Below are 26,221 nucleotides of genomic sequence, written 5' to 3'. Positions count from 1 at the left end.
TTGTCAGAAGACACCAGAGGAGGGCTCCATGCGCTTTACCATCAAGCTGAAACTCGGCCTGGCTTTCGGCCTCCTGATCCTCCTGAGCTGCGGCTCGGCGGCATTCGGAATTCTGGGTGTCCGGGACATCAACGCCGTCCGCAATGCGATGATCGAAGGTCCGGTTCATCAGGATGACTACGCCAACGACCTTGCCGCCGCATTCGACGGGATAGCCCTTGCGGAAGCGGACCTGCTGATGGCCACGACGCTCGAGCGCTCCAACAAGGCGCGCAGTGTGATCGCGGAGGAGAAGCATGCCTTCGAACAGGCGCTGAATGACGGACAGAACCACGCGCCGGACACCTTCAAAGCCGAATGGCAGAAGATCCGGGATTTCAGCGAGGACTATTTCGCCATCAGTGACCGCATCGTGACATTGGCCCTCAACGGCCAGAGGGAACTGGCAACGGAGCTTTACATGACCGAGGGTCATGAGGCGGCCAGTCAGATGGACAGCCTGTCGGAAACCATGGCCGAACTGACGGAAGCTGCCATCAAGGCGTCCGACGCCACGGCCGACGCCGATTATGAAGCGACCTTTGCCGCCCTGTCCGCCCTGGCCATCGGCTCACTGGTGATTGCGGTCGCCGCAGCGCTCTGGATCGCGCTCGGCATCAACCGGGGCCTCGGCAAGATTGGGACAGCCGTTCAGGCCGTCTCCATCGGCGACCTGGACCAGAAGATCGAGATCCGCACCAACGACGAGATCAAGGATCTCGTCGACAGGATCAACATCATGACCGGCAACCTGCGCGACACGGCAGAGATGGCCGACCGCATCGCGGAGGGTGATCTTTCCGTGGAGCCGAAGCCGCTGTCCGACAAGGACAAGCTCGGCATCTCGATGCGCAGCATGGTGATGAACCTGCGCGAGACTTCGGTCATCGCCGACAGGATTGCCGGCGGCGACCTGATGGTGACACCGAAGCCACGCTCCGACCGCGACACCCTCGGGCTTGCGTTGCAGAGCATGGTCGAGCGCCTTCGCACCGTGGTCGCCGACGCACTGGCCGCATCCGACAACGTGTCGATCGGCAGCCAGGAGCTCTCGTCGAGTTCGGAAACCCTGTCCCAGGGTGCGACCGAACAGGCGTCCGCCGCCGAGGAGGCTTCCGCCTCGATGGAGCAGATGGCCGCCAACATCAAGCAGAACGCCGATAACGCCGCCCAGACGGAGAAGATCGCTCGCCAGTCGTCGCGCGACGCAGAAACCTCCGGCCAGGCCGTCAACCGTGCCGTCTCCGCCATGCGCACGATCGCCCAGAAGATCTCTATCGTCCAGGAAATCGCCCGCCAGACGGACCTGCTCGCCCTCAATGCCGCGGTGGAAGCCGCCCGCGCCGGCGAGCACGGCAAGGGCTTTGCGGTCGTCGCCTCGGAGGTCCGCAAGCTGGCGGAACGCTCGCAGGCCGCCGCTGCCGAGATCAGCACCCTGTCGGGCGAAACCGTGCAGGTTGCGACCGAAGCCGGTGAAATGCTGGGCCGGCTGGTGCCGGACATCCAGAAGACCGCCGAACTGGTCTCGGAGATCTCCGCGGCCTGCCGCGAGCAGGACATCGGTGCATCGCAGATCAACGAGGCGATCCAGCAGCTCGACAAGGTGACCCAGCAGAACGCCGGCGCCTCGGAAGAGATGTCCTCCACCTCCGAAGAGCTCGCGGCCCAGGCCGAGGAACTGCAGGCCTCGATCGCCTTCTTCCGGGTGGATACCGGCAGCATGAGGAGCCAGCGTCAGACGGGGGCCCAGGCGCCCGCCGGGAAGGCTCGTCCGGCAGCGGCGGCGAGATCATCCGCCCACAGCGTCACGGCGCAGCAGTCGCGCGCCAAGGGATTTGCGCTCGACATGTCGATGGGCGGCCCTGATGCGGACGACGCAGACTTCAGGGAGAGCGCATGACCATGACCGCACCATCTGCAGAACTCCAATTCGTCACCTTCAGTCTCGGCGAGGAACTCTTCGCCGTGCCTGTCGGGGTGGTTCGGGAAATCCTCGATCACGAGGAGGCCTTCAAGATCCCGCACGGGCCGGACTATCTGCTCGGGCTGCGCGACGTGCGCGGCCAGGGCGTGCCGGTGATCGACCTGCGCCTGCGGCTCGGGATGAGCGCGACGGTGAAGACCCCGCACACCCGCATCCTCGTCCTCGACGTGCCGATCGGCGACCGCGTCCTGGCGCTCGGTCTCGTTGCCGACCGGGTCTACGAGGTCGTGCCGTTCCGGCAGGAGCAGATCGAGCCGGCGCCCGACATCGGCATCCGCTGGCGTTCCGACTACATTGCCGGGGTCGTGCGGCGCGACCAGAGCTTCGTTGTCATCGTCGATCTTGCGCGGCTGTTCTCCGATGCCGGACCCGCCCTGTCCGGTGTCGCACCAGCTGCCCGCGTGGCCTGATCGGAGCCTCTGCTTGAGTACCGCATTGAAGAGCCAGCCTCTCGACGACCGCCTGAGCCAGCGGAATTTCAATCGACTGGCGAAATACATCTACGACTACAGCGGCATCAAGATGCCGCCCAACAAGGTGACGATGCTGGAGGGCCGGTTGCGCCGGCGCCTGCGTGTGACCGGATTCGACAACTTCGACGCCTATTGCGATCATCTCTTCGAAGGCGACGGTCTGGCGAGTGAATCGCTGCATCTGATCGATTCGGTCACCACCAACAAGACCGACTTCTTTCGCGAGCCGAAGCATTTCGACTATCTGTTGGAAACCGGCCTGCCCGACCTCCTCAAAAGCTTTGCCGACCGGCGGATCCGGACCTGGAGCTCGGCCTGCTCGACGGGTGCCGAGCCCTACACCATGGCGATGGTGCTCTCCGATTTCCTGGCGGCTTCGGCGCCGGAGCGCGATTTCTTCGTGCTGGCGACCGACCTCTCCACGGAAGTCCTGCAGAAGGCGCACAAGGGCATCTATACCGCCGACCTGCTGCAACCGGTGCCGCCGGCCATGATGCAGAAATACGTCATGCGCTCGTCGAACCGACAGCGCAACGAGGTGCGGATCGCGCCGCAGCTGCGCTCACGGGTCGGCTTTGCCCGGCTCAACCTGATGGATGCCTCCTATCCGGTCGGCGACCTGATGCACGTGATCTTCTGCCGCAACGTGATGATCTATTTCGACAAGCCGACGCAGCAGCGGGTGCTGTCGCGGCTCTGCGACTGCCTGTTGCCAGGGGGCTATCTGCTGATCGGCCACTCCGAAACGGTCTCTGGTCTTGACCTGCCGCTTCGACAGGTCGCCAATACCATCTTCAAGCGCGTGTGAGTTCATGATCAAGAAGATCCGGGTCCTCATCGTCGACGATTCCGCCAGCGTCCGGCAGACGCTGACGGCGGTTCTGTCCGCGGATCCGGAGATCGAGGTGATCGGGACGGCCAACGACCCCTTCATGGCCGCCCGCAAGATCCGCGACGACGTCCCCGACGTGATCACGCTCGATGTCGAGATGCCGCAGATGGACGGCATCACCTTCCTGCGCAAGCTGATGAGCCAGCACCCCATTCCGGTGGTCATGTGCTCCTCGCTGACCGAAGCCGGCTCGCAAACGCTGATGCAGGCGCTCGAAGCGGGTGCGGTCGACGTCATCCTGAAGCCGAAGATCGGTGCGGCCGACCATCTGGCCGAATCGGGCGAACGCATCCGCACCGTGGTCAAATCGGCGGCGCGGGCACAGGTCGGCAAGCTGCGGCGCTACAAGCCGGCCGAGGTCTCCAGCGCCAGACTGACCGCCGATGCGGTGCTGCCGCCGCCGAGAGCCGGCGCCATGGCGAAAACCACCGAGATGGTCGTCTGCGTCGGCGCCTCCACCGGCGGCACGGAGGCGCTGCGGGAAATGCTGGAGGCGCTGCCGGCCAATGCGCCCGGCATGGTCATCGTCCAGCACATGCCGGAGAAGTTCACGGCCGCCTTCGCCAACCGGCTGAACGGCCTCTGTGCCGTGGAGATCAAGGAAGCCGCCGACGGAGACCCGGTCTTGCGCGGCCATGTGCTGATCGCTCCCGGGGGCGAGAAGCATACGCTGCTCGAGCGTCGCGGCGCCCGCTATCAGGTCTCGGTGCGGACCGGCCCGCTCGTCAGCCGCCATCGCCCCTCGGTCGACGTGCTGTTCCGATCCGCCGCACGCGCCGCCGGCGGCAATGCCGTCGGGGTGATCATGACCGGCATGGGAGACGACGGCGCCCGCGGCATGCTCGAGATGCATGAAGCCGGTGCCTTCACCCTCGCCCAGGACGAGGCCAGCTCCGTCGTCTTCGGCATGCCGAAGGAGGCGATCGCGCGCGGCGGCGTCGATCGGGTCGTGCCGCTGGAGCAGATTGCCCGCGAAATCCTCGCTGCCGACCGTCGGCATTAGCCTCAACATCCGACCCTTCATGCTTTGTTAACCATGTTCTGGAACATTGCGTTCAACGGCGTCATGAGGGTGCCCGCTCGGAGCATGAGGCTCGGGATCGCCTCTGGGGACCGAAATGCCAGTCATAACCTTTGCCAACACCAAGGGTGGCGCCGGTAAGACCACCGCCGTGCTGCTGCTCGCGACCGAACTTGCGCAACAAGGTTATCGCGTCACTATTCTCGACGCTGACCCGCAGCAGTGGATCACCCGCTGGCACAAGCTGTCGCCGCCCAACGGCCTGATCACCGTCATCCCCTACGTGAACACCAGCACCATCGAGCGCACCATCGTCGATGGTCGCGAGACGACGGACTATTTCATCATCGACCTGCCGGGCGCGCGCACCTCGCTGCTGGCCACCGCCATCGGCCTTTCCGACCATGTGCTGATTCCGATCCAGGGCTGCGCCATGGATGCCCAGGGCGGCGCCAATGTTCTGGAACTGCTGCAGTACCTGGAACGCCGGGCCGGCATCAAGGTCGCCCATTCGGTGGTGCTGACGCGGGTCAACCCGATGGTCACCACCCGGGCGCTTCTCGCCGTAAAAGGTCTTCTGGCGCAACGTCAGGTCAATGTGCTGAACACCCCGATCGTCGAACGCGCCGCCTTCCGCGATGTCTTCGACTGCGGCGGCTCGCTGCACACGATGGACGAGACACAGGTCAGCAACCTCGACAAGGCGCGCGAGAACGCCCGGATGTTTGCTGACGAGATGGTGCTGCGCGTGCCCCTGCCCGTACGGCAGGCCAAGCCCCGCCGCAGCCGCCGCGCGGCCTGAGGCCTCAGGTCCGCTCGCCGACCCTGATCTGCAGCTTCACGTCGGAGGGATCGCCCCGGGCGGCGCGCTCGAAGGCTTCGATCGAGCGGTCGAAGTCGAAGGTCCCCGTGATCAGCGGCTTCAGGTCCACCTTGCCCGAAGCGATCAGTTCGAGCGCCCGGTCGAACATGTTGGAGTAGCGGAAGACGGTCTCGATGCGCACCTCCTTGGAGATCGCAGCGGCCACGTCGAACTCCACCTTGTGGACCGGCAGGCCGACCAGCACCACCGCGCCGCCTGGCCGCACCAGGCCGAACAGCCCGTCGAAGGCCCGAGGGCTGCCGCTTGCCTCGAACACCACGTCCGCCCCCCAGCCGCCGGTTGCCTCGGTGAGAACCTCGGCGAAGGGGCGCTCGGTGATGTTGACCGGGACGATCCCCGGATACTGGCCGGCGATCGAAAGCTTCTCGGCGCTCAAATCGGAGATGAAGACGCGGGCGCAGCCGCCGGCGAGTGCCGCCAGCGCCACCATGATGCCGATCGGGCCGCAGCCGATGACGGCCGCCACGTCGCCCGGCTTGATGCGCGCGCGCGCAGCCGCCTGCATGCCGATGGCGAAGGGCTCGACCATCGCTCCTTCGGCGAAGGAAACGGTATCGGGCAGTTTGTAGGTGAAGGCGGCGGGATGGACGGCGTAGGGCGCCAGCACGCCGTGGATCGGCGGCGTCGCCCAGAAGCGCACGTCGGGATCGACATTGTAGAGCCCGAGCTTGGTCGCCCGCGAGGACATGTTGGGAATGCCGGGCTCCATGCAGACGCGGTCGCCGACCTTCAGGTCCCTCACCTCGGCGCCGACCTCGACCACCGTCCCAGCCGCCTCATGGCCGAGCACCATCGGTTCGCGCAGCACGAAGGGGCCGATGGCGCCGTGGGTGTAGTAATGCACGTCGCTGCCGCAGACGCCGACGGTGTGGATGGCGATCTTCACGTCCCCCGGCCCGACGGCAAGCGGCAGATCGATCTCCCGCAGCGAGAGCACACCCTTTTCTTCCAGAACCAGCGCCTGCATGTCGTAAACTCTCCTTGTCTTGCGCTTTCACAATTAATCCCTGCCTGCGTCGATACCAAGGTAGCGGATGCGAAGTGGCGACAAATATTCATACTCCCGGCAGGGATAAGTTTGCGCCGGCGCCGCAAGCGGATACAAAAGAAAAAAGACATTCGGGAGGACGCATGCGCGCAGTGATGCAGGAGTTGGAACGGCGCCGGGCGGAGGCAAGGCTCGGCGGCGGCGACGCACGGATCGCCGCCCAGCACGGCAAGGGCAAGCTGACGGCCCGCGAGCGCATCGATGTCCTGCTCGACGAGGACTCCTTCGAGGAGTTCGACATGTATGTCACCCACCGGGCAGTCGATTTCGGCATGGACGGCCAGAAGATCGCCGGCGACGGCGTCGTCACCGGCTGGGGCACCATCAACGGCCGCCAGGTCTATGTCTTCTCCCAGGACTTCACCGTGCTCGGCGGCTCGCTGTCGGAGACGCACGCCCAGAAGATCTGCAAGATCATGGACATGGCCGTGCGGGTCGGGGCGCCGGTGATCGGCCTCAATGATTCCGGCGGCGCGCGCATCCAGGAAGGCGTCGCCTCGCTCGCCGGCTATGCGGAGGTCTTCCGGCGCAATGCCGAGGCGTCCGGCGTCATCCCGCAGATCTCCGTCATCATGGGCCCCTGCGCCGGTGGCGCCGTCTATTCGCCGGCGATGACCGACTTCATCTTCATGGTGCGCGATAGCTCCTACATGTTCGTGACCGGCCCGGACGTGGTGAAGACCGTCACCAACGAGATCGTCACCGCGGAAGAACTCGGCGGCGCCTCGACCCATACGAAGAAATCCTCCGTCGCCGACGCTGCCTTCGAGAACGATGTCGAGGCGCTGGAGGCGGTGCGGCTGCTCTTCGACTTCCTGCCCTTGAACAACCGCGAGAAGGCGCCGGTCAGGCCCTTCCACGACGATCCGTCGCGGCTCGAAATGCGGCTCGACAGCCTGATCCCCGACAGCGCCGCGACGCCCTACGACATGAAGGAGCTGATCGCTGCGATCGCCGACGAGGGCGATTTCTTCGAGATCCAGGGGGCCTATGCCAAGAACATCATCACCGGCTTCATCCGGATCGAGGGCCAGAGCGTCGGCGTCGTCGCCAACCAGCCGATGGTGCTGGCCGGCTGCCTCGACATCGATTCGTCACGGAAGGCTGCCCGTTTCGTGCGCTTCTGCGACGCCTTTTCCATCCCGATCCTGACGCTCGTCGACGTGCCGGGCTTCCTGCCGGGCGTGGCGCAGGAGCATAGTGGCGTCATCAAGCACGGCGCCAAGCTCCTGTTTGCCTATTCTGAGGCGACCGTGCCGATGGTGACGCTGATCACCCGCAAGGCCTATGGCGGCGCCTATGACGTGATGGCGTCGAAGCACATCGGCGCCGACATCAACTACGCCTGGCCGACGGCCGAGATCGCGGTGATGGGCGCCAAGGGCGCGACGGAAATCCTCTACCGCTCCGAGCTCGGCGACGCGGAGAAGATTGCGGGACGTACGGAGGAATACGAGGCGCGCTTCGCCAATCCCTTCGTCGCCGCCGAGCGCGGCTTCATCGACGAGGTGATCATGCCGCATTCGTCCCGCCGCCGCATCGCCCGCGCCTTCGCCTCGCTCAGGAACAAGCAGGTGACGACGCACTGGAAAAAGCATGACACGATCCCGCTCTAGGGGGCGACGATGCCAAAGGTGTTCGAGTGGCGAGGTTGGAGATTTGAATTCTACAGTCTTGATCGTGATGAACCCCCTCACGTACATATCCGCAAGGATCGCAAGGAAACCAAGATCTGGATTGAACGACTTGCGATCGCGCGGAATAAGCGTTGTACCGATCAGGAACTCAACGATCTCCTCAGGGTCGTAAAGGATCATCAGCAGGAATTTCTGGAGAAGTGGAATGAGCACTTTGGAAATCGATGACGATCTGCTGGAGCCGAAGGGCGCCCACTGCACGGCCACCGAGCTCGTCGTGGAACTTGTCGATGGAGCCGTCTTGTCGACGCCGCTGTGGTGGTACCCGCCGCTCCTTGCTGCAACACCGGAGCAGCGAAACAGGATCGAGCTGTCTCCCTATGGTGTCCACTGGCCCGATCTCGACGAAGATCTGAGTATCGAGGGGATGCTGAAGGGAAAGAAATACCCGGGCGCCAAGCCGCCGGCGGAGGCGGCTGAATAATTTGAACGAAGCATCAAAAGCATTTCAGCCTGCGGCAGGGTGCAGCCACCCTACCTATATTCTCTCCGTCACCCGCTGACGCCCCCGATCAGAAGGACACATTTTTCATGACCGACACCAAATTCCCCCCTGAAAATAACCTTCCCGCCGGCTATGTGCCGCCCAAGGTCTGGACCTGGGACAGCGAGAGCGGCGGCACCTTCGCCAGCATCAACCGGCCGATCGCCGGCCCGACGCGCGAGAAGGAACTGCCGGTCGGCAAACACCCGCTGCAGCTCTATTCGCTCGGCACGCCGAACGGCGTCAAGGTGACGATTATGCTCGAGGAGCTGCTCGCCGCCGGCCATTCCGACGCCGACTACGATGCCTGGCTGATCCGGATCGGCGATGGCGACCAGTTCGGTTCGGGCTTCGTCGAGATCAACCCGAATTCCAAGATCCCGGCGCTGATGGACCATGCGCCGAAGGACGGCGGCAAGCCTCTGCGCCTCTTTGAATCCGGTTCCATCCTCGTCTATCTTGCGGAAAAATTCGGTGCCTTCCTGCCGGCCGATCTGCGCGGTCGCACCGAAGCGATGAACTGGCTGTTCTGGCAGATGGGCTCGGCGCCCTTCCTCGGCGGCGGCTTCGGCCATTTCTACGCCTATGCGCCGATGAAGATCGAATATGCGATCAACCGCTACGCCATGGAGGTGAAGCGCCAGATGGATGTGCTCAACCGGCATCTGGCGGAGAACGAATATATGGCCGGCGCCGACTACACGGTGGCCGACATGGCGATCTGGCCCTGGTACGGCCGGCTTGCGCAGAAGGACGCCTATAACGACGCGGGCGACTTCCTCTCCGTCGACGAGTATGCGCATGTGCAGCGCTGGACGAAGCAGGTCGGCGAACGGCGCGGCGTGCAGCGCGGCGCCATGGTCAACCGCACCTCCGGCGATCCTTCCACCCAATTGCACGAGCGCCACGACGCCGCCGATTTCGACACCAAGACGCAGGACAAGATCGGCCAGAACATGGCCGGCAAGGCCTGAGGAGCATACGCATGGCAACCCTGCCCGACATGACCAAACACCGCGGCTTTCCATCCGGCATGCCGGGCACAGGCGTGCAGTTCACGATCCGCCGCGCCAATCCGAAGGGGGTGACGCCGATCAAGGCGCTGCCGCGGCACGCCCATACGGGCACCGCCGAGCGCAGGATCGATGCCGCCTTCCTGCATGCGCTCTGGCACCATTTCGGCGACGAACCCTTCGAGCGCGGCAATCTCGACGCCGCCCGCCTCAATCTGCTGTTCGGCCGCGAAGTGATCGCGGCCGAGAAGAACTTCGATCCGCAATCCTATGAAGCCATGCTGATGATCGACGAAAAGGTGGCGCGCCAGAACTTTCCGGAATCCTTCGAAGACGTGTTCGAGGTGTGATGCGATGGCAAAAGATCCGATCATGCCCAAGCATCAGGGCTTTCCGCCGGGCCTGCCCGGAACGCAATGGCAATACACGCTGCGCCGGCCAAACCCCAAGGTGACGCCGCTTACCAACTGGCCTCGTCATCGCACCATGGACCCGACGGTCGCGCTGGCCGACCTCGGCTTCGTTCAGGCGCTCTGGCAGTTCTTCGGCACGGAAGCCTTCGAGCGCGGAAATCTGGATGGCGAACGCCTCTGCCGCCTGTTCGGGCGCGAAATCATCGCGGCCGAACGCGGCTTCGATCCGCAATCCTATTTCGCCAAGCTGAAGCTGAACGAAGGGCTCGCCCGCAAGAATTTTCCTGAAGCGTTTGGTGAGGTGAACAACGAGCAGAGCGTGGCGAAGGGCCTGAGAAAAGCGGCCAGGGAATAGCGGCTAAGGGAGTGGGATCGCTGGGAGTGAATTCACATGATACGTAAAATCCTCATCGCCAACCGTGGCGAAATTGCCTGCCGGGTGATCAGGACGGCGAAGGCGATGGGCATTGCGACCGTCGCGGTCTATTCCGATGCCGACGCCACTGCGCTGCATGTGCGCATGGCCGACGAAGCGGTGCATATCGGGCCTGCCCCCTCCTCGCAGTCCTATATCGTCATCGAGAAGATCCTCGACGCCATCCGAAAGACCGGCGCCGATGCGGTGCATCCGGGCTACGGCTTCCTCTCGGAAAACCCGCTGTTTGCCGAGGCGCTCGAGAAGGAAGGCATCATCTTCATCGGCCCGCCGGTCAACGCCATCCAGGCGATGGGCGACAAGATCACCTCCAAGAAGCTTGCGGCGGAAGCGGGCGTTTCTACCGTGCCCGGCCACATGGGGCTGATCGCGGATGCCGAGGAGGCGGTGACGATTTCCAGCCAGATCGGCTATCCGGTGATGATCAAGGCGTCAGCCGGCGGCGGCGGCAAGGGCATGCGGATCGCCTGGAACGATGCCGAGGCCCGCGAGGGCTTCCAGTCGTCGAAGAACGAGGCGAAAAGCTCGTTCGGCGACGACCGCATCTTCATCGAGAAGTTCGTCACCGATCCGCGCCACATCGAGATCCAGGTGCTCGGCGACACGCATGGGACCGTGCTCTATCTCGGCGAGCGGGAATGCTCCATCCAGCGCCGCAACCAGAAGGTCATCGAGGAAGCCCCCTCGCCTTTCCTCGACGAGGCCACGCGCCGCGCCATGGGCGAGCAGGCCGTCGCTCTGGCCAAGGCGGTCGGCTACCATTCGGCCGGCACGGTGGAATTCATCGTCGATGGCGCACGCAATTTCTATTTTCTCGAAATGAACACCCGTCTGCAGGTAGAGCACCCGGTCACCGAACTGGTCACCGGCATCGATCTCGTCGAACAGATGATCCGCGTCGCGGCCGGCGAACGACTGTCGTTTGGCCAGGAGGACGTGACGCTGAACGGCTGGGCCCTCGAAAGCCGGCTCTATGCGGAAGACCCCTATCGCAACTTCCTGCCGTCGATCGGGCGCCTCAGCCGCTACCGGCCGCCGGCGGAGGGCGAGCGCGGCGACGGCACCATCGTCCGCAACGATACCGGCGTCTTCGAGGGCGGCGAGATCTCGATGTATTACGACCCGATGATCGCCAAGCTCTGCACCTGGGGCAAGGACCGCGACACGGCCATCGCGGCGATGGGCGACGCGCTCGACGGTTTCGAGGTCGAGGGCATCGGCCACAACCTGCCGTTCCTGTCGGCGGTGATGGCGCACCCACGCTTCCGCTCCGGCAAGATCACCACGGCCTTCATCGCGGAGGAATTTCCCGAGGGCTTCTCCGGCGTCGCGCCCGACGAGGCGGCGCTGCACCAGCTGGCCGCCATCGCCATGGTGATCCACCAGACGCTGCAGCAGCGTGCCTCGCAGATCTCCGGCACGATCGGCAACCATCGTCGCGTCGTCGGAAAGGACTGGGTGGTGACGCTCGCAGGCGCCGAAATCGCCGGCTCCATCGAGACTGTTGCCAAGGGCACGGCCGGAAGAACAGCACAGGGCTCCAGGGTGCGTCTTGCCGAGGGCGAGCCGCTGTCGGTGGAGACCGACTGGCTGCCTGGGCAGACGCTTTCGCATTTCCACGTCGGCGGCCAGGCCATGGGCGTCAAGGTCGAGCTCAGCGGCACAGCGATCCGGCTGCGCTGGCGCGGCATGGACGTGACCGCCCGGGTGCGCAGCCCCCGCGTCGCCTCGCTGGCGCGGCTGATGCCGGTGAAACTGCCGCCCGATACCTCCCGCATGCTGCTCTGCCCGATGCCGGGCGTGATCACCTCCGTGCTGGTGAAGGAGGGCGACGCCGTCGAGGCCGGCCAGACGCTGGCGAGCGTCGAGGCCATGAAGATGGAGAACGTCCTGAAGGCGGAGCGCAAGGGCGTCGTCAAACGCGTCGCCGCCACCGCCGGCCAGAGCCTTGCCGTCGACGAGCTGATCATGGAGTTCGAATGATGCTTCGCTCCATGATGCGCCTTGCGCGAATGCTGCGTTTCTATCGCTATCGTTTCCCAGGCGCCAGTCGTGCCAGCATGTGGCGGTGATGATCTTGCCCACCGAAGAAGACGGCAAGCACGTGGACGACTCTTCCGGCATCATTCACGTGGAAGTAGAAGATAGCCCGGTTCTTTGTCACGTGGCGCAGCCCAGGCAGGATCTCCGGGTCGAGGTTCCCCTTGTGGGGCATTCGCGCCAGGGCATCCATGTCGGATCTGATCAGGTTCAATCTCTGAGCCGCGCGTTCGAACGCCACCGCAGCCGGCTCCCCGAGCGCAATATAGGATTGGAGAAGATGGTCGAAGATCAGATCGAGATCCTGTGTGACTCCAGCCGCGCGGCGAATGTCATAGGCCAAGATCAGCCTTCTTCTTTGCGATCATCGCATCGATCCGTCGGTCGCTCTCTTCCATGGTCAGGAATTCGCCGGCCATACGCTCGTCGATCAGTGCCTTCAACGCAGCATGGTCGGGGCTCTCCAGCTCCGTCTCCTCGCGCAGCAGTTCCAGCCCATGCTGCACCACCGCACTCAGGCTGGCGTATCGACCATCTTCCACCAGCGTGCGGGCGAAGGCATCCTGCTGTTCGGTGATTGAGACAGACGTTTTCACGGACATGGGACGTCCCTCCATGTCTTGAGAATAATCCTGGGCAGGATCAGGGTCAACGGCAGGGATGACCTCCGGCATTTGCAGGATGATCCGGTTCGAAACGCGAGGAAGCAAGCGACACTCAAATTGCGGGGAAGACTTTCTGCAGCGGATTCAGGAAAATCAACGGCTTGAGAAAAATCAATGTCGAAATTTTCCACACCGTCAGATTGTGAGGCAGACTGGTGCCGTTCCGCTCTCGGATACACCGGCAGGCGTGCCGGCGAGGCGGGGCCGGCGCCGATGGTGGAGAAACGACGTAAGTCTCCATCCTCGGGGTTCGCGGAAAATGGTCTCCCTCCGGCGACACGGGGAGAGGCGCGGGTTTCGGACCGGACCCTCGTCTCTTGAAGCCCGAAAGAGCGCGCCGGGCGTGCCTGTGCGGCACACAGGGGGGTCTCGGGGATTGGTGTCGCCGGATGAATACGTCCGTCGCGACAGCGAGCGTTCGGCGAAGGTGCCTTAGGTGTTGGCGGTAAATCGGTCCGCCCGTGCTTTTGGCAACCAGACGAACACCATTCCCGAAGACCCTTGCAGAGGGACCGAAGTCGCGGGCAATAACCGCCGAACGGGGTGCTGAGAGGTGCCACATAAAATATAACTTACGAGGCAGCTTTCAGCGCCCCGTCCGAACACTAGCTTTAAGCCACGGCGGAGATCTCCGCGCGTGAACACCGGCGTATGAGGGAGATCCGATGTCCGAGAAGACCCTGAAGGATTGGGAGCAGCTGGCCGAGAAGGAGCTGAAGGCGCCGCCGGAGACGCTCCTCTGGCGCACCGTCGAGGGCATCGACGTCAAGCCGCTCTATACGGCGCAGGATCTCGAAGGGGTCAACCACCTCGACAGCCTGCCGGGATTTGCCCCCTTCGTGCGCGGCCCGCGCGCCACCATGTATGCCGGGCGCCCCTGGACGATCCGCCAATATGCCGGCTTCTCGACGGCGGAAGCCTCCAATGCCTTCTACCGCCGCAATCTCGCCGCCGGCCAGAAAGGCCTCTCCGTTGCCTTCGATCTCGCCACCCACCGCGGCTATGACAGCGACCACCCGCGCGTCGAGGGCGATGTCGGCAAGGCGGGTGTGGCGATCGACAGCGTCGAGGACATGAAGATCCTGTTCGACGGCATTCCCCTGAAGGAGATGTCCGTCTCGATGACGATGAACGGCGCGGTGATCCCGATCCTCGCCTCCTTCATCGTCGCCGGCGAGGAACAGGGCTGCTCGCGCGCCGAACTGTCGGGCACGATCCAGAACGACATCCTCAAGGAGTTCATGGTCCGCAACACCTATATCTATCCGCCCGAACCCTCGATGCGGATCGTCGCCGACATCATCGCATACACGGCGAGGGAAATGCCGCGCTTCAACTCGATCTCGATCTCCGGCTACCACATGCAGGAAGCGGGCGCGACGCTGGTGCAGGAGCTTGCCTTCACGCTGGCCGACGGTCGAGAATATGTTCGCGCCGCGCTCGCCAAGGGCCTCAACGTCGACGAGTTCGCCGGACGCCTCTCCTTCTTCTTCGCCATCGGCATGAACTTCTTCATGGAGATTGCCAAGCTGCGCGCTGCACGCCTGCTCTGGTCGTCGATCATGCAGGAGTTCAAGCCGCAGAAGCCCGGCTCGCTGATGCTGCGCACCCATTGCCAGACCTCGGGCGTCTCGCTGCAGGAGCAGGATCCCTACAACAACGTCATCCGCACGGCTTACGAGGCGATGTCGGCCGTGCTCGGCGGCACGCAGTCGCTGCACACCAATGCGCTGGACGAGGCCATGGCGCTGCCGACGGAGTTCTCCGCCCGCATCGCCCGCAACACGCAGCTCATCCTTTCCCACGAGACCGGCGTCACCAAGGTCGTCGATCCGCTCGCCGGCTCCTACTACATCGAGAGCCTGACCAATGAGCTGGCGGAAAAGGCCTGGGCGCTGATCGAGGAGGTGGAAAAGCTCGGCGGCATGACGAAGGCCGTGGCCGACGGCCTGCCGAAGCGGCTGATCGAAGAGGCCGCCACCAAGCGGCAGGCGGCCGTCGACCGCGGCGAGGAGGTCATCGTCGGCGTCAACCGGTTCCGGCTGGAGACCGAGGAAGACATCGACATCCTGGCGATCGACAATTCCGCCGTCCGCACCTCGCAGATCAAGCGGCTCGAAACCGTCCGTCGCCAGCGCGATCCGAAGGCGGTCGAGGAGACACTCGCCTCCCTCACCGAGATCGCCCGCTCCGGCGATGGCAATCTGCTTGCCGCCGCCGTCGAGGCGGCCCGGGCGCGTGCCACCGTCGGCGAGATTTCGGACGCCATGCGCGCCGTCTTCGGTGACCACACGGCGGTGCCGGAGGTGGTTTCCGACATCTACGGCGCGGCCTATGCGGACGACCCGGAGTACAAGACGCTCGCTAATCGCTTAGCCGGCTATTCAAATGCCTCGGGCGCACCGAAGATCATGGTCGCCAAGCTCGGTCAGGACGGCCACGACCGGGGCGCCAAGGTGATCGCATCGGCCTTCGGTGACATCGGCTTTACGGTGCTGGCCGGGCCGCTGTTCCAGACGCCCGAGGAGGCCGCCGATCTGGCGGTCGCGGAAAAGGTGCAGGTGGTCGGCATGTCGTCGCTTGCCGCCGGCCACCGGACGCTGGCGCCGCAGCTCGTGCAGGCGCTGAAGGCCAAGGGTGCGGAAAACGTCATCGTCGTCGTCGGCGGCGTCGTGCCGCGACAGGACTACGACTATCTGCTGGAGAACGGCGTTGCCGCCGTCTTCGGCCCCGGCACCAATGTGCTCGAGGCGGCCAACAGGCTTCTCGATCTTCTGGAGGGCAAGCGCCGCAATATCTGACGCGGGTCGCCGCCTCAGGCACGGCGGCGCGCAGCTTCGGCTCAGCGATCGCGGAAGTCGCGTCCCCGATCGTCGTCGCGTCTCCGGTCATCATCGCGGCCGCGGCGGTCGTCGGAGCGCTCCACGGCGCGATCTGGGCCCTGCAACCGGTCGAGGACCTGCAGGAGAAGATCGGCGCAGTCCTGCGCGGGCTCTCCATCGGGGCAGCGGAAGGAGATCTTCATCCGGCCGTTCTGGATCCGGTAATGCGCGCCCCGCTCCCGGCGGTCGCCACGACCGGCCATAGGGCGGTCGCGGTGACGGTCGGGACCCGGCATGTGCGCCGCCGGCGGCCCGGCATCCCGGCCCCCCAGGTCGGTGATGGACTGCGCGGTCGCGACCTGCGGCAGGGACAGCGCGAGCGTGGCGGCGGCCATCGCGATCAGACGTCTCATGGTTAACACTCCGTTCTTCGAGGGAAGAACAGCAGGGTGACGGGTTTGTTCCGGTGTAAGGCCCTCAGCCGGTCAAGACCATCGCCGCGACATGGTCGCCGATTGCCAGGCAGGCGGTGAGGCCGGGCGATTCGATGCCGAACAGGTTGACGAGCCCCGCGACACCATGGTTCCGCGGCCCCTGGATACAAAAATCCTGGGCGGCGATCTCCGGCGGCACGATCTTCGGGCGGATGCCGGAATAGGCCGGGATCAGCGCGCCCTCCGCAAGACCCGGATAGTAACGGCGGATGCCGCGGTAGAAGCTCTCCGCCCTTTGCGGGTCCACCGCATACTGCAGCCCGTCGACCCATTCGACGTCCGGGCCGAAGCGCGCCTGTCCGGCCATGTCGAGCGTCAGGTGAATGCCGAGCCCGCCCTTGACCGGCACCGGATAGATCAGCCGCGAAAAGGGTGTCCGGCCGGTCATGGAGAAATAGCTGCCCTTGGCGAAATAGGCCTGCGGAACCTGCCCGGGCGGCATGCCGGAAATGGCGCGGGCAAGCCCGGGTGCGCCGTGGCCGGCGGCGTTCACCAGCAGCCGGGTCCGCAGCGTCATCGGCGCCTCGCCACCGACGTCGATCTCGATCCCCGCGGAGGTCGCCCGGCCCGAGACGACCGGGGCCCTGACGGCGAGCAGTGCACCATGGTTCTCGGCATCGCCAAGAAGCGCGGTCATCAGCGCATGGCTATCGATGATGCCGGTGGAGGGCGACAGCAGCGCGCCGGTCGCAGACAATGCCGGCTCGAGCTCCAGCGCTTCTTCCGCCGAAATCTGCCGCAGGTCCGAGACGCCGTTGGCCACCGCCCGTGCGGCGATCCCCGGCAGCATGGCAAGCTCGTCTGCCGAGGTGGCGACGATCAGCTTGCCGCAGTTGCGGTGCGACAGCCCGCGCTCCCCGCAGTAGCGATAGAGGGCCACCCTGCCGTGCACGCAGAGTTCCGCCATCAGGCTGCCGGCCGGATAGTAGATGCCGGCGTGGATGACCTCGCTGTTGCGGGCCGAGGTCTGGGTGCCGATCGCCTCCTCGGCCTCGAGGATCATCACCTCTCGGCCCTCAAGGCTCAAGGCCCGGGCAATGGCGAGCCCGACCACACCCGCACCGACGACCACGCAATCGACGTCATCCACGTCTCTCTCCCCTCTGCTACACTCGGCTCAACAGATAGCGGACGCTGAAGGAAGGACAAAGCATGCATGTGAGATCGAGTGGCGCTGCCTGCGCCTTAAGTCTACTTGCCGAAGCTCTTGATCCGGCCGAACCTGCACCCGAAAGCATGATTCCGCGTGCCGTCACTCCAGGCGCGGCCAGGGATCTGGGAGGCAGGATGGAGACCATGGCGTGATGCCGCGAACTTCAGGGGACGCGGCGGCGGGAGCGAGTGCGCCGCTGATCGCGCTCGATGTCGTCGTCCTCGACACCGAAACCACCGGCCTCGACGTGCGCCAGGACCGGATCATCCAGATCGGCGCGGTGCGCATGCATGGCGCCGATATCCTGGAGAGCCAGGTCTTCGACGTGATCGTCGATCCCGGCATCCCGATCCCGGCCGGATCGAGCCGGGTGCACGGGCTTTTGGATACGGACGTCGCCGGCAAGCCGCGCTTCGCGGAGGTTGCCGGTGACCTCCTCGACTTCATCGGCCATGCGGTCGTCGTCGGGCATTCCATCAATTTCGACCTCGCCGTTTTGCGTAACGAGGCGCACCGCCATGGCGTGGCGTGGAAGGAACCGCGCTGGCTCGACGTGGCGCTGATGTCGGTGGCAATCACGCCCGGGCTCGTCAGCCCGTCGCTGGACAATCTGGCGCTCACCTATGGCGTGACGATCGAGGGGCGTCATACGGCGCTCGGCGACGCCCGCGCCACCGCCGGCGTCTACGCTGCCATGCAGCCGCGGCTTCTGGAAAAAGGCGTGCGGACGCTCGGAGAGGCGGAAAACCTCGGCCGGGCCGCGACCGCGCTCGTCGCCCAGCAGCAGGGCGTCGGCTGGTTCGAGCGGCCAGCGGGCAAGGCGGAGTTCGAGCCGGCGGCAATCCAGACCGGCAGCCGCAGGGCGATCGACAGCTTTCTCTACCGGCAGCGGCTGGAAGACGTGATGAGCAGCCCGCCGATCTGCATCGACGCCGACTGTTCGCTGCGCGAGGCGTCGCGGCTGATGGTGGAGAAGGGCATCGGCTGCGCGATCGTTACCGGCGCCGACGGCAACCATGGCATTCTCAGCGAGCGCGACATCCTGCGGGCGCTGGCCGACAAGGGCGCGAAGGCGAGTACCGTTGCCGCAGGGACGGTCATGACCGTGCCGGTGATCGCCGCCCCCGGAGACACCTTCCTGTACCGGGCGCTCGGGCTGATGGCACGCAAGAACCTGCGCTACCTCGGCGTCACCGGCGCCTCGGGAGAGCTTGTCGGCGTCTTCACGCTGCGCACGCTGTTGCGCGAGCGGGCGCTGGCTACCCTGACGCTCGGCGACGAGATCGCCGCCGCCAGCCGGCCCCGCGAGCTTGCCCGCGTCCAGGCCGAGCTTCCCTCGCTGGCCGCCGGCCTCCTCAGCGACGGGCTCGACGCGCGCGCCGTGGCGGCCGTCATCTCTGCCGAACGGCGCGCCATGGCGACACGAGCGGCCGAGATCGCCGAAGGCGAGTTGATCGCGGCCGGGCATGGCGCGGCACCGGCGGACTACGCACTGCTGGTGCTCGGATCGGCGGGCCGGGGCGAAAGCCTGCTGGCGCCGGACCAGGACAATGCGCTGGTGATCGCCGACGGCTACCGGGGCGACCTCGGATCGGCTGACGACTGGTTCACCCGCCTTGCCACAAGGGTCAACGAGATCCTCGACCGCGCCGGCATTCCCTATTGCGACAACGGGGTGATGGCCCGCAACCGGATCTGGCGCCGGCGCCTGTCGGAGTGGCTGGACGAGGTGCGCGGCTGGGGGGAGCATCCGACGCCGAAGGTGCTCGAGAATGTCGATATCTTCTTCGACTTAACGCCGGTGCATGTGTCTTCCACGGCCGGCGCGCGCCTGGCCGAAACGCTGCGCACCGAGGCCTCCGCGATCGTACGGGCGGCGCCCGCGCTCCTGACGGCGATGAGCGACGGGGCCAGTGGCCGCAATGCAGCGCTCGGCCTGTTCGGTCGCATCCGCAAGGACGGGTCCGGCCGCACCGACCTGAAGGCCGCCATGCTGCCGATCGTCGCCGGCGCCCGCACCGCCGTACTCAGACGGGGAATCGGCAGCCTGCCGACCGCACAGAGGATCCGCGAGGTGGCAGCGGCGGCCGGCTATCCGGAGGCTGACGCCGCCCTGCTCCTCGACATTCACGGCTTCCTGATGCGGCTGATCCTTACCCAGCAGATCGCCGACATCGAGGCCGGGGTGAAGCCGAGCAACCGGGTGGATCTCAACATCCTGCGGCGCCAGGATCGCGAGCGCCTGCACGACGCGCTGCACCGCGTCGGCATGATCCGCGAACTGCTGCAGACATGAGCGTCGGGGCCCGGCGGAGCGGGCCACACTGCTCGGCCGGATCAGCCGGTCTGGCGGATGGCGTCGATGACGTCGCGGCCACCGACCACATCCTCGAACTGCGACCAGACGGACTGGGCGCCCCTCTGCCATTCCACCAGTGCGTCCGGTTCCAGCACCTGTCCGCCGTGCGTCCGGGCGACCTCCAGGGAGGCTGCCTCGTCCGCCTGCATCAGGCCGTTGAAGTAACCGGCTGCGTCACCCGAAATCTCCGTCAGCACCGCCTTCTCCTCGTCTCCGAGGCCATCCCAGAAGCTGCCCGCGTAGAAGATCACGCCAGAGGAGCGGATGTGGGCGGTGCGGGTGAGGTAAGGCACCACCTCGTAGAGCTTGAACCCAGCATAGGCGGAAGCGGTGAGATCCATGGCATCGGCGACGCCGGTCGACAGTGCATTGTAGGTCTCGGTGATCGGGATGCCGACCGGCACGGCGCCGAAGGCGCTCCACAGGCTGGTGTGCAGCCGGCTCTGGATGACGCGCATGGTCTTGCCGGCCAGTTGCTCCGGCCGCGTGATTGCCTCGCGGGCAAGGAGATGACGGGCGCCATAGTCGATGAACCCGCCGACGACGAACCCTTCGCCGGCAAGGCGGGCCTTCAGGTCTTCACCCAGCGGTCCCGAAACCACGCGGCTCAGGTGGTCGGCGTCGCGAAACAGGAACGGCAGGTCGAGCACCTGGAGTTCCGGCACCCAGGCCGACAGGGTCGAGACGGTCGAGAGGCTGGCCTGGATCGATCCGAGGCGGGCGCCGTCGGCGACCTCCTTCTCGCCGCCGAGTGCTGCATTGGGGACTATCCGCAGCCGGAAACGTCCCGGCAGGCGCTCCTCCAGCCTGTCCGCAATCCAGTGCCAGACCTGGGTCTCGGGCTTGTCCTCGCCGAGCAGCGAGGCGACCGTCAGCACCGAGGTGCGGGCAAAGGCTGGCCGGACAAGGGCGGGTGCTGCAAGGGCCGGCGCGAGCGCTGCGGCGGCGGCGATGAAGGTGCGGCGGGTGAAGGGGGGCATGGAAACCTCTCAGACAGTGAGTGCGACAAGGCAGAGGACAAGAAGCGCCACGAGCAGCGCGGCGAGATAGGGCAGGACGGCCCGAAACAGATGGGCGGCATCGACCCCGGTGAGGCCGCTGACCACCAGCACGAGCATGCCGACCGGCGGTGTCAGGCCGCCGATCATCAGGTTGACGACGATGATGACGCCGAAGACAACCGGATCGATGCCGGCAGCAACGGCGGCCGGCAGCAGGATCGGGGCGAGCAGCAGGATGGCGGCGCCGATATCGAGCACCAGCCCCGCGCCGAGCAGGACGAGGTTGCAGAGCAGCAGCACCTGAAGTGGATGATTGCCGAAGCCGGTGACGAGAGCGGTGACCGTTCCGGCCACATCATCGACCGCCAGAAGGAAGGCGATGGGTGCGGCGGCGCCGATCAGCAGTCCGATGGCGGCGGCCTCGCCGGCGGCCTGACGGAAGGCGGCGGCGATAGTGCCGAGACTTGGGCGGCGGGCGAGCGCCAGCAGCAGGGCATAGCCTGCGGCAAGGGCTGCGGCTTCCGTGGTGGTGACGATGCCGATCCGGATGCCGGTGACGACGACCACCACCAAGCCAAGCGCCGGAAGCGCCGCGACCAGCGCCTGCCGGCGCTGTCGCCAGCGCGCGGCTGGCATGGGCGGCGTGTGGCGATGGACGAGGTGGATGGCAAAGCCGAGGCAAAGCGCCATCAGCAGGCCGGCATAGGCACCCCCGACGAGCAGCGCTCCGACGGAAAGATCGGTTGCGGCGGCCAGCAGCAGGAAGGCGATCGAGGGCGGGATGACGTTGTCGAGGACCGAGGTCGCGGCAATCAGGGCACCGGCATCCGCCCGCCGGTAGCCGTGGCGGAGAAGCTGCGGGAAGAAGGTGCTGGCGCCGAAGGCGGCATTGGCGACGGAGGAGCCGGAGGCGCCGGAGAAGAGGACGCTGGTGAGCAGCGTCGTCTGGGCAAGGCCGGCGGGCCGGTGGCCGACGAGACTTGCGGCCAGCCGCACCAGCCGCTCCGCCGCACCGGAGAGGGTGAGCAGCACGCCGGTCAGCAGGAAGAAGGGAATGGCGAGCAGCAGGAAGCGCGACAGGCCGCTCGCCGCCGTCGCGACGATGGCAGGCTCAGGGAGGCTGCTGCCGAAGGGAACGGCAAGCGCTGCCCCGGCGAGGAGACAATGGGCCAGGGGCGCGCCGAGCAGCAGGCCAAAGCCGGCGATCAGCAGCGCGAGCAGACCCGGGGGCCAGAGACCGGGGGACCAGAGGCTCTCGAGGATGATCTCTGCCGGCAGAAGATGAACCGCAAGGCCGAGGAGGCAGGACAACAGGGCCGACGTGCCCTTCCCTTCGACGATGCGGCGAAGGACCAGCAGGACCAGCAGCAATCCGGCGCCTGTGCTCAGGGCTGCCGGCCGCAGCCAGTCCGGCAGGCCGAGCACGACGGAGGTGGAGCCCATCATGCCGGCGGCGGCAGCGCCGCCGCTGACGAAAGCGAGTGCGGCGACGACCGTGACGGCATCGGCCGCCAGATGCAGCGCCGGGCCAAGGGCCGCGGGCGCTGCACGGCGTGCGAGATCAAGGCGCATGGCCAGCGCGCCCGACAGGGTGAGCGGCAGGCCCAGTGCGACCAGCAGCAGGAAGAGCCACAGCGCCGCCTCCTCCGCACCGACCATGCCGGTCGAGAAGAGGTAGCGCAGGACGACCGAGGCCAGCACCAGCGCAAGAAGGATCGCCAAGACGACCGCTGCTATGCTCGAGAGCGCCGCTTCGATGGCTTCCGCAGCGCGCCCGCTCTTCTGCTGCCGACCGCCAGCACGAGGCGGCAGTAGTGGCGGGGCGGCGCCAGCCTTCGCTTGCGGCGGCAACGGGCCTCTTCCCTCGCCTCGTCTCACCGCAGTTCGACGGCCAGATCGTCGACGGCCGGGGCGCTGTCGATCAGCCCGCTTTCGGCCATGAAGGCGCCGAAGCGCTCGTAGCGGCCACGGTCGAGGGCCGCAGGGCGCTTGGCAAAGCGCGGCAGCGTGTCGGTGAAGGCCTGGCGGTTCAGCGCATCGTCGAGGTCCGGATAGGCCTTGATGAAGAGCTCCCAGGCTTCCTGCGGGTGGTTGGTGAGGAAGATGGCGGCATCCTCGACGGCCTTCAGGAAGCGGGGAAGCCGATCGTCGCCGGCCATGTCCCTGTGGGCGACGAAGATCAGTTCGTCGTAGACCGGAACGCCGTGCTCTTCGGGGAAGAAGGCGCGGGGCTCGCCGCCTTCGAGACGGATCTGGGTCAGCTCGAAGTTGCGGAAGCCGCCGACGGTCGCATCCACCTGGCCGCCGAGCAGCGAGGCGGTCAGCGCGAAGTTGACGTTGACGAGCTCCACGTCATCGAGCGACAGGCCTTCCGCCTCCAGGATGCGCTTCAGCATGGCATCCTCGAAACCGGACACCGAAAAGCCGATCTTCCTGCCCTTCAGGTCGGCCAAGGACTTGATCGGGCCATCGGCGAGAACCGTGATCGTGTTGAGCGGCGTCTCGACGAGCGTGCCGAAGCGAACGAGCGGCAGGCCGGCGGCGTGATCGAGATAGAGGTTCGGCTGGTAATGCACGCCGATGTCGGCCTGACCGGCGGCGACGAGCCGCGGCACGGACGACGGGTCGGCCGGCGGCAGCAGTTCGACCTCGAGGCCCTGCTCGGCAAAGAGGCCCCGCTCCTGGGCGACCACCATGGTTGCGTGATCCGGATTCACGAACCATTCGAGCATCACGGTCAGCTTGTCGGCGGCCTGCGCTGGCAGGGGAAGCGCCAGGAGGGCAAGGGCTCCGAGGAGGGGGAGCAGGCGTCTAATCATGAGTTAATTCTCCGGCTAATTAAATTGACGGGGCGGGGTTCGGATTCCGGGGCCCAGGGGACGAGCGGCGCGGTGAGGCGGTCCACGGCGGCGCGCAGAAGGAGCGTCATGGCCGCAAGAAGCGCCATGGCGGCAAAGACGGTGTCGGTCTGCATGCGGGCATTCGCCTGCACCATGACGAAGCCGAGGCCTGCCGAGGCGCCGACCCATTCGCCGACCACGGCGCCGATCGGCGCCAGCGGCGCGGCGACGCGCAGGCCGGAGACGAGCGCCGGCAGCGCCAGCGGCAGGCGGATGTGGCGCAGCACCTGCCAGTGGCTGGCCCTGGTGAGCGCGGCGGCATCGAGCAGGACGGGATCGGTGCGGCGCAGGCCATCGGCGAAGGCCGAGGCGACCGGAAAGAAGATGATGATCGTTGCCATCACCGCCTTGGAGGCCATGCCGAAGCCGAACCAGAGGACGAGAATGGGGGCAAGGACGAAGACCGGCAGCGCCTGCAGGACCAGCAGCATCGGCCAGGCGAGGCGCCCGAGCCGCGGAAACGCCGCCATCGACAGGGCGGCGGCAAAGCCCAGCAGCGTGCCGCAGGCGAGACCGACGAGGATCTCCGACAGGGTGATCAGCCCGTTGCGCAGCAGGAACTCCGGCTGGCGGACCAGTGCTGCCGCCACCTGCAGCGGCGCGGGCAAAATGTAGCGGGGAACCGCGACCAGCCAGACGACGGCCTGCCAGAGGGCGATCAGACCCAGGAGGCCCGGTCCCATGTGCTTCAACGACATGGCGGGGTGCTACCGCGCCGGAGCCCGGTCGCGACGCGACCGCGTTCTGTCACGGATACTGGTGCTGGATGCCATCAAACGATCTCCCGACGGTTACATCACGGAGATCCAGGTAAAGCGGAGAAGAGAATTGGCGCCTGATATGGCCGTTTCCGTTCCTACGCCGGTATGACCCGGATCAGGTTCAAGGGTCCGGCTCACCGCCATCTCAGCACCGTTACGATGCCCCCCTCGGAATTTCGTCATGTTTTGCGCAGACCCGCGTCAATGTCAATCGCCCTTGAGCGGGCGCAAGGCCGACAGAGGCGGCGGGTCGCTCAAGCGGACCGCATCACGGAACCGACAGGTCCTGGGCGCGAAGGTAAAGCGTGCGGGTGCCGCCGATGTGATTGGTGGCGAATGTCTTCAGCGAACCTTCCGGGCCGGTTTCGGCGTAATCCTTCATCAGCTGGATCATGCTTTCCAGGGCGATTACCTGGGCGGAGAAATAGGCGTTGTCGAACTGGTTCGGGATCGCCGTCTCCAGCGCCTGAAGCGCGTTGCGATCCTGCTCGCTCAGGTCCGCCGCCGGATCCACGCCCTCCTCGACGAGCGCCTCTCTCAACTCCGCCACAAACCGGCGCTGGTTCTCCGTCACCGTCTCGGCGAAGGCGCGCACAGACTCCTCCTGCCCACGGGAAAGCGCCAGCTCCGCCGATTCCACGAGGAAGTGGCTCAGGCTGGCCAACCGCCCGGAGAAGGACTGCCTTAGGTCCTCCTGCGCTGCGGACTGCAAGGCGCTGAGTGGCAAGAGCAGGATCGCAAGCATGAGTATCCGGGATGCTGATCTGGCCATGGGGGATCCTTTCCTGCTGGCAAACGGCCGTATGCGCGAGACGGCGGCGCCTGAGCGGCGCTTCCTCGCCTCGAACCGCAGATCTTTGTCGAAGTTCCCGCTGCCGCGCCGAAAGGGGGAAGGACACTACTGCGCAGGCTCGCTTGGCTCGTCGACGAGGGCGGGATGGCTCGTCTGATCCTCCACGCCGCCCGGTGGCGCTTCGTCCGTGCGCAGGTAGGGCTCCTCGACGACCACAGTCGAGGTCGAGGCAAGATTCTGGACAAAGATGAAGAAGCCCCCCACGACCACGACGATCACCGCCGCGGCGATGACCATGAATTTTTTGGTGCGACTATCCATGCCTCGCTCCATTTGCTGTGGATTTCTCCAACCATAGAACGCTGAGGAAGTTTCAAGGTATTTCTCCGTAGCGGCTTCTCCGAGGATCAGTCTTGCTCGGCGCGACGCATGGGCATGCGGTCGATGAGGCCAAACAGGGCCTGGCTGTCGACGAACTCGCCGCTCTTCAGTTTCGCGCCTCCGTCCTTGCCGATCAGAACCACCTGAAACTCGCCGGGCGCCACGCCCGCCCGCCGTCGAAGCGCGTCAGCGTCGAGGTTGCCGATGCTGCCATAGACGGCTTTCGCGGAATCTTCCGTCACCCCCACGACAACCATGTCGCGATCGGCGAGTGCCTCATTGGAGCGCGTGAACTCCGCCAGCTGCCGCTGCAGCCGCGTCTCGCCCGCTGCGCCGAAGACGAGGGCGATGCGGTTCTTCCAGGTGAGCTGCGACAGGCTATCCATGGCGGAAACCTGTAGCGGAACCAGCAGGACCAGCGCGGCCGCCAGCTTGAAACTGCGCATCTGCATCTCCCATCGGCTCTCGA

The 26,221-nt window shown here is 65.9% G+C and carries 26 protein-coding genes and 1 riboswitch; of the genes, 14 read left to right on the top strand and 12 right to left on the bottom strand.

Going from position 1 to position 26,221, the window contains the following annotated elements; all coding sequences use genetic code 11:
• Positions 1 to 28: 28 nt before the first annotated feature.
• The 5 genes from M1E10_RS08460 to M1E10_RS08440 all read left to right on the top strand — a co-directional run bounded on the left by M1E10_RS08460 (position 29) and on the right by M1E10_RS08440 (position 5,211).
• Positions 29 to 1,939 (top strand): HAMP domain-containing methyl-accepting chemotaxis protein, encoded by a 1,911-nt coding sequence (locus tag M1E10_RS08460; protein ID WP_499175915.1) that lies wholly within the window; start codon positions 29 to 31, stop codon positions 1,937 to 1,939.
• Positions 1,940 to 1,941: 2 nt separating this feature from the next.
• Positions 1,942 to 2,433, top strand: coding sequence for a chemotaxis protein CheW (locus M1E10_RS08455; protein WP_499177125.1), 492 nt, complete (start codon positions 1,942 to 1,944; stop codon positions 2,431 to 2,433).
• Entirely contained in the window at positions 2,384 to 3,304 is a 921-nt protein-coding gene (locus M1E10_RS08450) for a CheR family methyltransferase (RefSeq protein WP_499175914.1), read from the top strand. Before M1E10_RS08455 ends, M1E10_RS08450 begins: the two co-directional genes overlap by 50 nt.
• A 4-nt stretch (positions 3,305 to 3,308) precedes the next feature.
• Positions 3,309 to 4,391: a protein-glutamate methylesterase/protein-glutamine glutaminase gene (locus M1E10_RS08445; RefSeq protein WP_499175913.1), complete on the top strand. Its 1,083-nt coding sequence runs from the start codon at positions 3,309 to 3,311 to the stop codon at positions 4,389 to 4,391.
• Positions 4,392 to 4,506: 115 nt separating this feature from the next.
• Positions 4,507 to 5,211, top strand: a complete 705-nt coding sequence (locus tag M1E10_RS08440) for a ParA family partition ATPase (protein ID WP_499175912.1) — start codon at positions 4,507 to 4,509, stop codon at positions 5,209 to 5,211.
• Positions 5,212 to 5,215: 4 nt separating this feature from the next.
• Here M1E10_RS08440 and M1E10_RS08435 read toward each other — a convergent pair whose 3' ends face one another.
• Positions 5,216 to 6,259 (bottom strand): NAD(P)-dependent alcohol dehydrogenase, encoded by a 1,044-nt coding sequence (locus M1E10_RS08435; RefSeq protein ID WP_499175911.1) that lies wholly within the window; start codon positions 6,257 to 6,259, stop codon positions 5,216 to 5,218.
• A 164-nt stretch (positions 6,260 to 6,423) separates the two neighbouring features.
• Here M1E10_RS08435 and M1E10_RS08430 point away from each other — a divergent pair, with 164 nt between their 5' ends.
• The 7 genes from M1E10_RS08430 (at position 6,424) to M1E10_RS08400 (ending at position 12,366) form a co-directional block, all read left to right on the top strand.
• On the top strand, positions 6,424 to 7,956 hold the full coding sequence (locus M1E10_RS08430) for an acyl-CoA carboxylase subunit beta (protein ID WP_499175910.1): 1,533 nt from the start codon (positions 6,424 to 6,426) through the stop codon (positions 7,954 to 7,956).
• A 9-nt stretch (positions 7,957 to 7,965) separates the two neighbouring features.
• A complete protein-coding gene (locus tag M1E10_RS08425) occupies positions 7,966 to 8,205 on the top strand; it encodes a DUF4160 domain-containing protein (RefSeq protein ID WP_499175909.1) in 240 nt (79 codons plus the stop codon).
• A complete protein-coding gene (locus tag M1E10_RS08420; protein ID WP_499175908.1) occupies positions 8,183 to 8,461 on the top strand; it encodes a DUF2442 domain-containing protein in 279 nt (92 codons plus the stop codon). Before M1E10_RS08425 ends, M1E10_RS08420 begins: the two co-directional genes overlap by 23 nt.
• A gap of 107 nt (positions 8,462 to 8,568) precedes the next feature.
• A complete protein-coding gene (yghU, locus tag M1E10_RS08415; RefSeq protein WP_499175907.1) occupies positions 8,569 to 9,495 on the top strand; it encodes a thiol:disulfide oxidoreductase in 927 nt (308 codons plus the stop codon).
• A gap of 11 nt (positions 9,496 to 9,506) precedes the next feature.
• On the top strand, positions 9,507 to 9,884 hold the full coding sequence (locus M1E10_RS08410) for a hypothetical protein (protein WP_499175906.1): 378 nt from the start codon (positions 9,507 to 9,509) through the stop codon (positions 9,882 to 9,884).
• Between the two features lie 4 nt (positions 9,885 to 9,888).
• Positions 9,889 to 10,302: a hypothetical protein gene (locus M1E10_RS08405; RefSeq protein WP_499175905.1), complete on the top strand. Its 414-nt coding sequence runs from the start codon at positions 9,889 to 9,891 to the stop codon at positions 10,300 to 10,302.
• A 36-nt stretch (positions 10,303 to 10,338) separates the two neighbouring features.
• Positions 10,339 to 12,366, top strand: coding sequence for an acetyl-CoA carboxylase biotin carboxylase subunit (locus M1E10_RS08400; RefSeq protein ID WP_499175904.1), 2,028 nt, complete (start codon positions 10,339 to 10,341; stop codon positions 12,364 to 12,366).
• 46 nt (positions 12,367 to 12,412) lie between these two features.
• Here the strand turns inward: M1E10_RS08400 and M1E10_RS08395 are convergent, their stop codons facing one another.
• Both M1E10_RS08395 and M1E10_RS08390 read right to left on the bottom strand, forming a co-directional pair.
• Complete coding sequence (locus tag M1E10_RS08395; RefSeq protein ID WP_499175903.1) at positions 12,413 to 12,766, bottom strand: type II toxin-antitoxin system RelE/ParE family toxin; 354 nt, start codon at positions 12,764 to 12,766, stop codon at positions 12,413 to 12,415.
• On the bottom strand, positions 12,756 to 13,025 hold the full coding sequence (locus M1E10_RS08390) for a ribbon-helix-helix domain-containing protein (protein WP_499175902.1): 270 nt from the start codon (positions 13,023 to 13,025) through the stop codon (positions 12,756 to 12,758). Before M1E10_RS08390 ends, M1E10_RS08395 begins: the two co-directional genes overlap by 11 nt.
• Positions 13,026 to 13,753: 728 nt before the next feature.
• Here M1E10_RS08390 and scpA point away from each other — a divergent pair.
• Positions 13,754 to 15,889: a methylmalonyl-CoA mutase gene (gene scpA, locus M1E10_RS08385; RefSeq protein WP_499175901.1), complete on the top strand. Its 2,136-nt coding sequence runs from the start codon at positions 13,754 to 13,756 to the stop codon at positions 15,887 to 15,889.
• A 41-nt stretch (positions 15,890 to 15,930) separates the two neighbouring features.
• Here scpA and M1E10_RS08380 read toward each other — a convergent pair whose 3' ends face one another.
• Both M1E10_RS08380 and M1E10_RS08375 read right to left on the bottom strand, forming a co-directional pair.
• Positions 15,931 to 16,323, bottom strand: a complete 393-nt coding sequence (locus tag M1E10_RS08380) for a hypothetical protein (protein WP_499175900.1) — start codon at positions 16,321 to 16,323, stop codon at positions 15,931 to 15,933.
• Positions 16,324 to 16,387: 64 nt separating this feature from the next.
• Entirely contained in the window at positions 16,388 to 17,494 is a 1,107-nt protein-coding gene (locus tag M1E10_RS08375) for an NAD(P)/FAD-dependent oxidoreductase (protein WP_499175899.1), read from the bottom strand.
• A 214-nt stretch (positions 17,495 to 17,708) separates the two neighbouring features.
• Here M1E10_RS08375 and M1E10_RS08370 point away from each other — a divergent pair, with 214 nt between their 5' ends.
• On the top strand, positions 17,709 to 19,853 hold the full coding sequence (locus M1E10_RS08370; protein WP_499175898.1) for a DUF294 nucleotidyltransferase-like domain-containing protein: 2,145 nt from the start codon (positions 17,709 to 17,711) through the stop codon (positions 19,851 to 19,853).
• Positions 19,854 to 19,894: 41 nt separating this feature from the next.
• Here the strand turns inward: M1E10_RS08370 and M1E10_RS08365 are convergent, their stop codons facing one another.
• The 7 genes from M1E10_RS08365 to M1E10_RS08335 all read right to left on the bottom strand — a co-directional run bounded on the left by M1E10_RS08365 (position 19,895) and on the right by M1E10_RS08335 (position 26,198).
• The gene (locus M1E10_RS08365; RefSeq protein ID WP_499175897.1) at positions 19,895 to 20,896 is read right to left on the bottom strand and encodes a TRAP transporter substrate-binding protein; all 1,002 of its coding nucleotides are present in this window, start codon (positions 20,894 to 20,896) and stop codon (positions 19,895 to 19,897) included.
• 9 nt (positions 20,897 to 20,905) lie between these two features.
• The gene (locus tag M1E10_RS08360; protein ID WP_499177124.1) at positions 20,906 to 22,729 is read right to left on the bottom strand and encodes a TRAP transporter large permease subunit; all 1,824 of its coding nucleotides are present in this window, start codon (positions 22,727 to 22,729) and stop codon (positions 20,906 to 20,908) included.
• A gap of 62 nt (positions 22,730 to 22,791) precedes the next feature.
• The gene (locus M1E10_RS08355; protein ID WP_499175896.1) at positions 22,792 to 23,736 is read right to left on the bottom strand and encodes a type 2 periplasmic-binding domain-containing protein; all 945 of its coding nucleotides are present in this window, start codon (positions 23,734 to 23,736) and stop codon (positions 22,792 to 22,794) included.
• Positions 23,733 to 24,515: an ABC transporter permease gene (locus tag M1E10_RS08350; RefSeq protein ID WP_499175895.1), complete on the bottom strand. Its 783-nt coding sequence runs from the start codon at positions 24,513 to 24,515 to the stop codon at positions 23,733 to 23,735. The genes M1E10_RS08355 and M1E10_RS08350 overlap by 4 nt, the downstream gene beginning before the upstream one ends.
• 138 nt (positions 24,516 to 24,653) lie before the next feature.
• A riboswitch (TPP riboswitch) is annotated at positions 24,654 to 24,757 on the bottom strand.
• An 89-nt stretch (positions 24,758 to 24,846) separates the two neighbouring features.
• Entirely contained in the window at positions 24,847 to 25,350 is a 504-nt protein-coding gene (locus M1E10_RS08345; RefSeq protein WP_499175894.1) for a DUF4142 domain-containing protein, read from the bottom strand.
• 126 nt (positions 25,351 to 25,476) lie between these two features.
• Complete coding sequence (locus M1E10_RS08340) at positions 25,477 to 25,692, bottom strand: hypothetical protein (RefSeq protein ID WP_499175893.1); 216 nt, start codon at positions 25,690 to 25,692, stop codon at positions 25,477 to 25,479.
• Positions 25,693 to 25,778: 86 nt separating this feature from the next.
• The gene (locus M1E10_RS08335; protein WP_499175892.1) at positions 25,779 to 26,198 is read right to left on the bottom strand and encodes a DUF4174 domain-containing protein; all 420 of its coding nucleotides are present in this window, start codon (positions 26,196 to 26,198) and stop codon (positions 25,779 to 25,781) included.
• Positions 26,199 to 26,221: the final 23 nt, after the last annotated feature.

It is taken from the genome of Rhizobium sp. PK7-22 (assembly GCF_056530405.1).
The sequence above is the reverse complement of the archived record's forward strand: the minus strand, read 5'-3'. Positions and strand labels throughout refer to the sequence as shown.

Coding starts and splice junctions, on each gene's coding strand:
- scpA (WP_499175901.1), top strand. CDS start 13,754: ATGTCCGAGAAGACCCTGAAGGATTGGGAGCAGCTGGCCGAGAAGGAG.
- M1E10_RS08345 (WP_499175894.1), bottom strand. CDS start 25,350: ATGGCCAGATCAGCATCCCGGATACTCATGCTTGCGATCCTGCTCTTG.
- M1E10_RS08340 (WP_499175893.1), bottom strand. CDS start 25,692: ATGGATAGTCGCACCAAAAAATTCATGGTCATCGCCGCGGCGGTGATC.
- M1E10_RS08435 (WP_499175911.1), bottom strand. CDS start 6,259: ATGCAGGCGCTGGTTCTGGAAGAAAAGGGTGTGCTCTCGCTGCGGGAG.
- M1E10_RS08445 (WP_499175913.1), top strand. CDS start 3,309: ATGATCAAGAAGATCCGGGTCCTCATCGTCGACGATTCCGCCAGCGTC.
- M1E10_RS08335 (WP_499175892.1), bottom strand. CDS start 26,198: ATGCGCAGTTTCAAGCTGGCGGCCGCGCTGGTCCTGCTGGTTCCGCTA.
- M1E10_RS08370 (WP_499175898.1), top strand. CDS start 17,709: ATGCCGCGAACTTCAGGGGACGCGGCGGCGGGAGCGAGTGCGCCGCTG.
- M1E10_RS08400 (WP_499175904.1), top strand. CDS start 10,339: ATGATACGTAAAATCCTCATCGCCAACCGTGGCGAAATTGCCTGCCGG.
- M1E10_RS08355 (WP_499175896.1), bottom strand. CDS start 23,736: ATGATTAGACGCCTGCTCCCCCTCCTCGGAGCCCTTGCCCTCCTGGCG.
- M1E10_RS08455 (WP_499177125.1), top strand. CDS start 1,942: ATGACCGCACCATCTGCAGAACTCCAATTCGTCACCTTCAGTCTCGGC.
- M1E10_RS08365 (WP_499175897.1), bottom strand. CDS start 20,896: ATGCCCCCCTTCACCCGCCGCACCTTCATCGCCGCCGCCGCAGCGCTC.
- M1E10_RS08450 (WP_499175914.1), top strand. CDS start 2,384: ATGCCGGACCCGCCCTGTCCGGTGTCGCACCAGCTGCCCGCGTGGCCT.
- M1E10_RS08425 (WP_499175909.1), top strand. CDS start 7,966: ATGCCAAAGGTGTTCGAGTGGCGAGGTTGGAGATTTGAATTCTACAGT.
- M1E10_RS08390 (WP_499175902.1), bottom strand. CDS start 13,025: ATGTCCGTGAAAACGTCTGTCTCAATCACCGAACAGCAGGATGCCTTC.
- M1E10_RS08410 (WP_499175906.1), top strand. CDS start 9,507: ATGGCAACCCTGCCCGACATGACCAAACACCGCGGCTTTCCATCCGGC.
- M1E10_RS08460 (WP_499175915.1), top strand. CDS start 29: ATGCGCTTTACCATCAAGCTGAAACTCGGCCTGGCTTTCGGCCTCCTG.
- M1E10_RS08380 (WP_499175900.1), bottom strand. CDS start 16,323: ATGAGACGTCTGATCGCGATGGCCGCCGCCACGCTCGCGCTGTCCCTG.
- M1E10_RS08350 (WP_499175895.1), bottom strand. CDS start 24,515: ATGTCGTTGAAGCACATGGGACCGGGCCTCCTGGGTCTGATCGCCCTC.
- yghU (WP_499175907.1), top strand. CDS start 8,569: ATGACCGACACCAAATTCCCCCCTGAAAATAACCTTCCCGCCGGCTAT.
- M1E10_RS08440 (WP_499175912.1), top strand. CDS start 4,507: ATGCCAGTCATAACCTTTGCCAACACCAAGGGTGGCGCCGGTAAGACC.
- M1E10_RS08420 (WP_499175908.1), top strand. CDS start 8,183: ATGAGCACTTTGGAAATCGATGACGATCTGCTGGAGCCGAAGGGCGCC.
- M1E10_RS08430 (WP_499175910.1), top strand. CDS start 6,424: ATGCGCGCAGTGATGCAGGAGTTGGAACGGCGCCGGGCGGAGGCAAGG.
- M1E10_RS08405 (WP_499175905.1), top strand. CDS start 9,889: ATGGCAAAAGATCCGATCATGCCCAAGCATCAGGGCTTTCCGCCGGGC.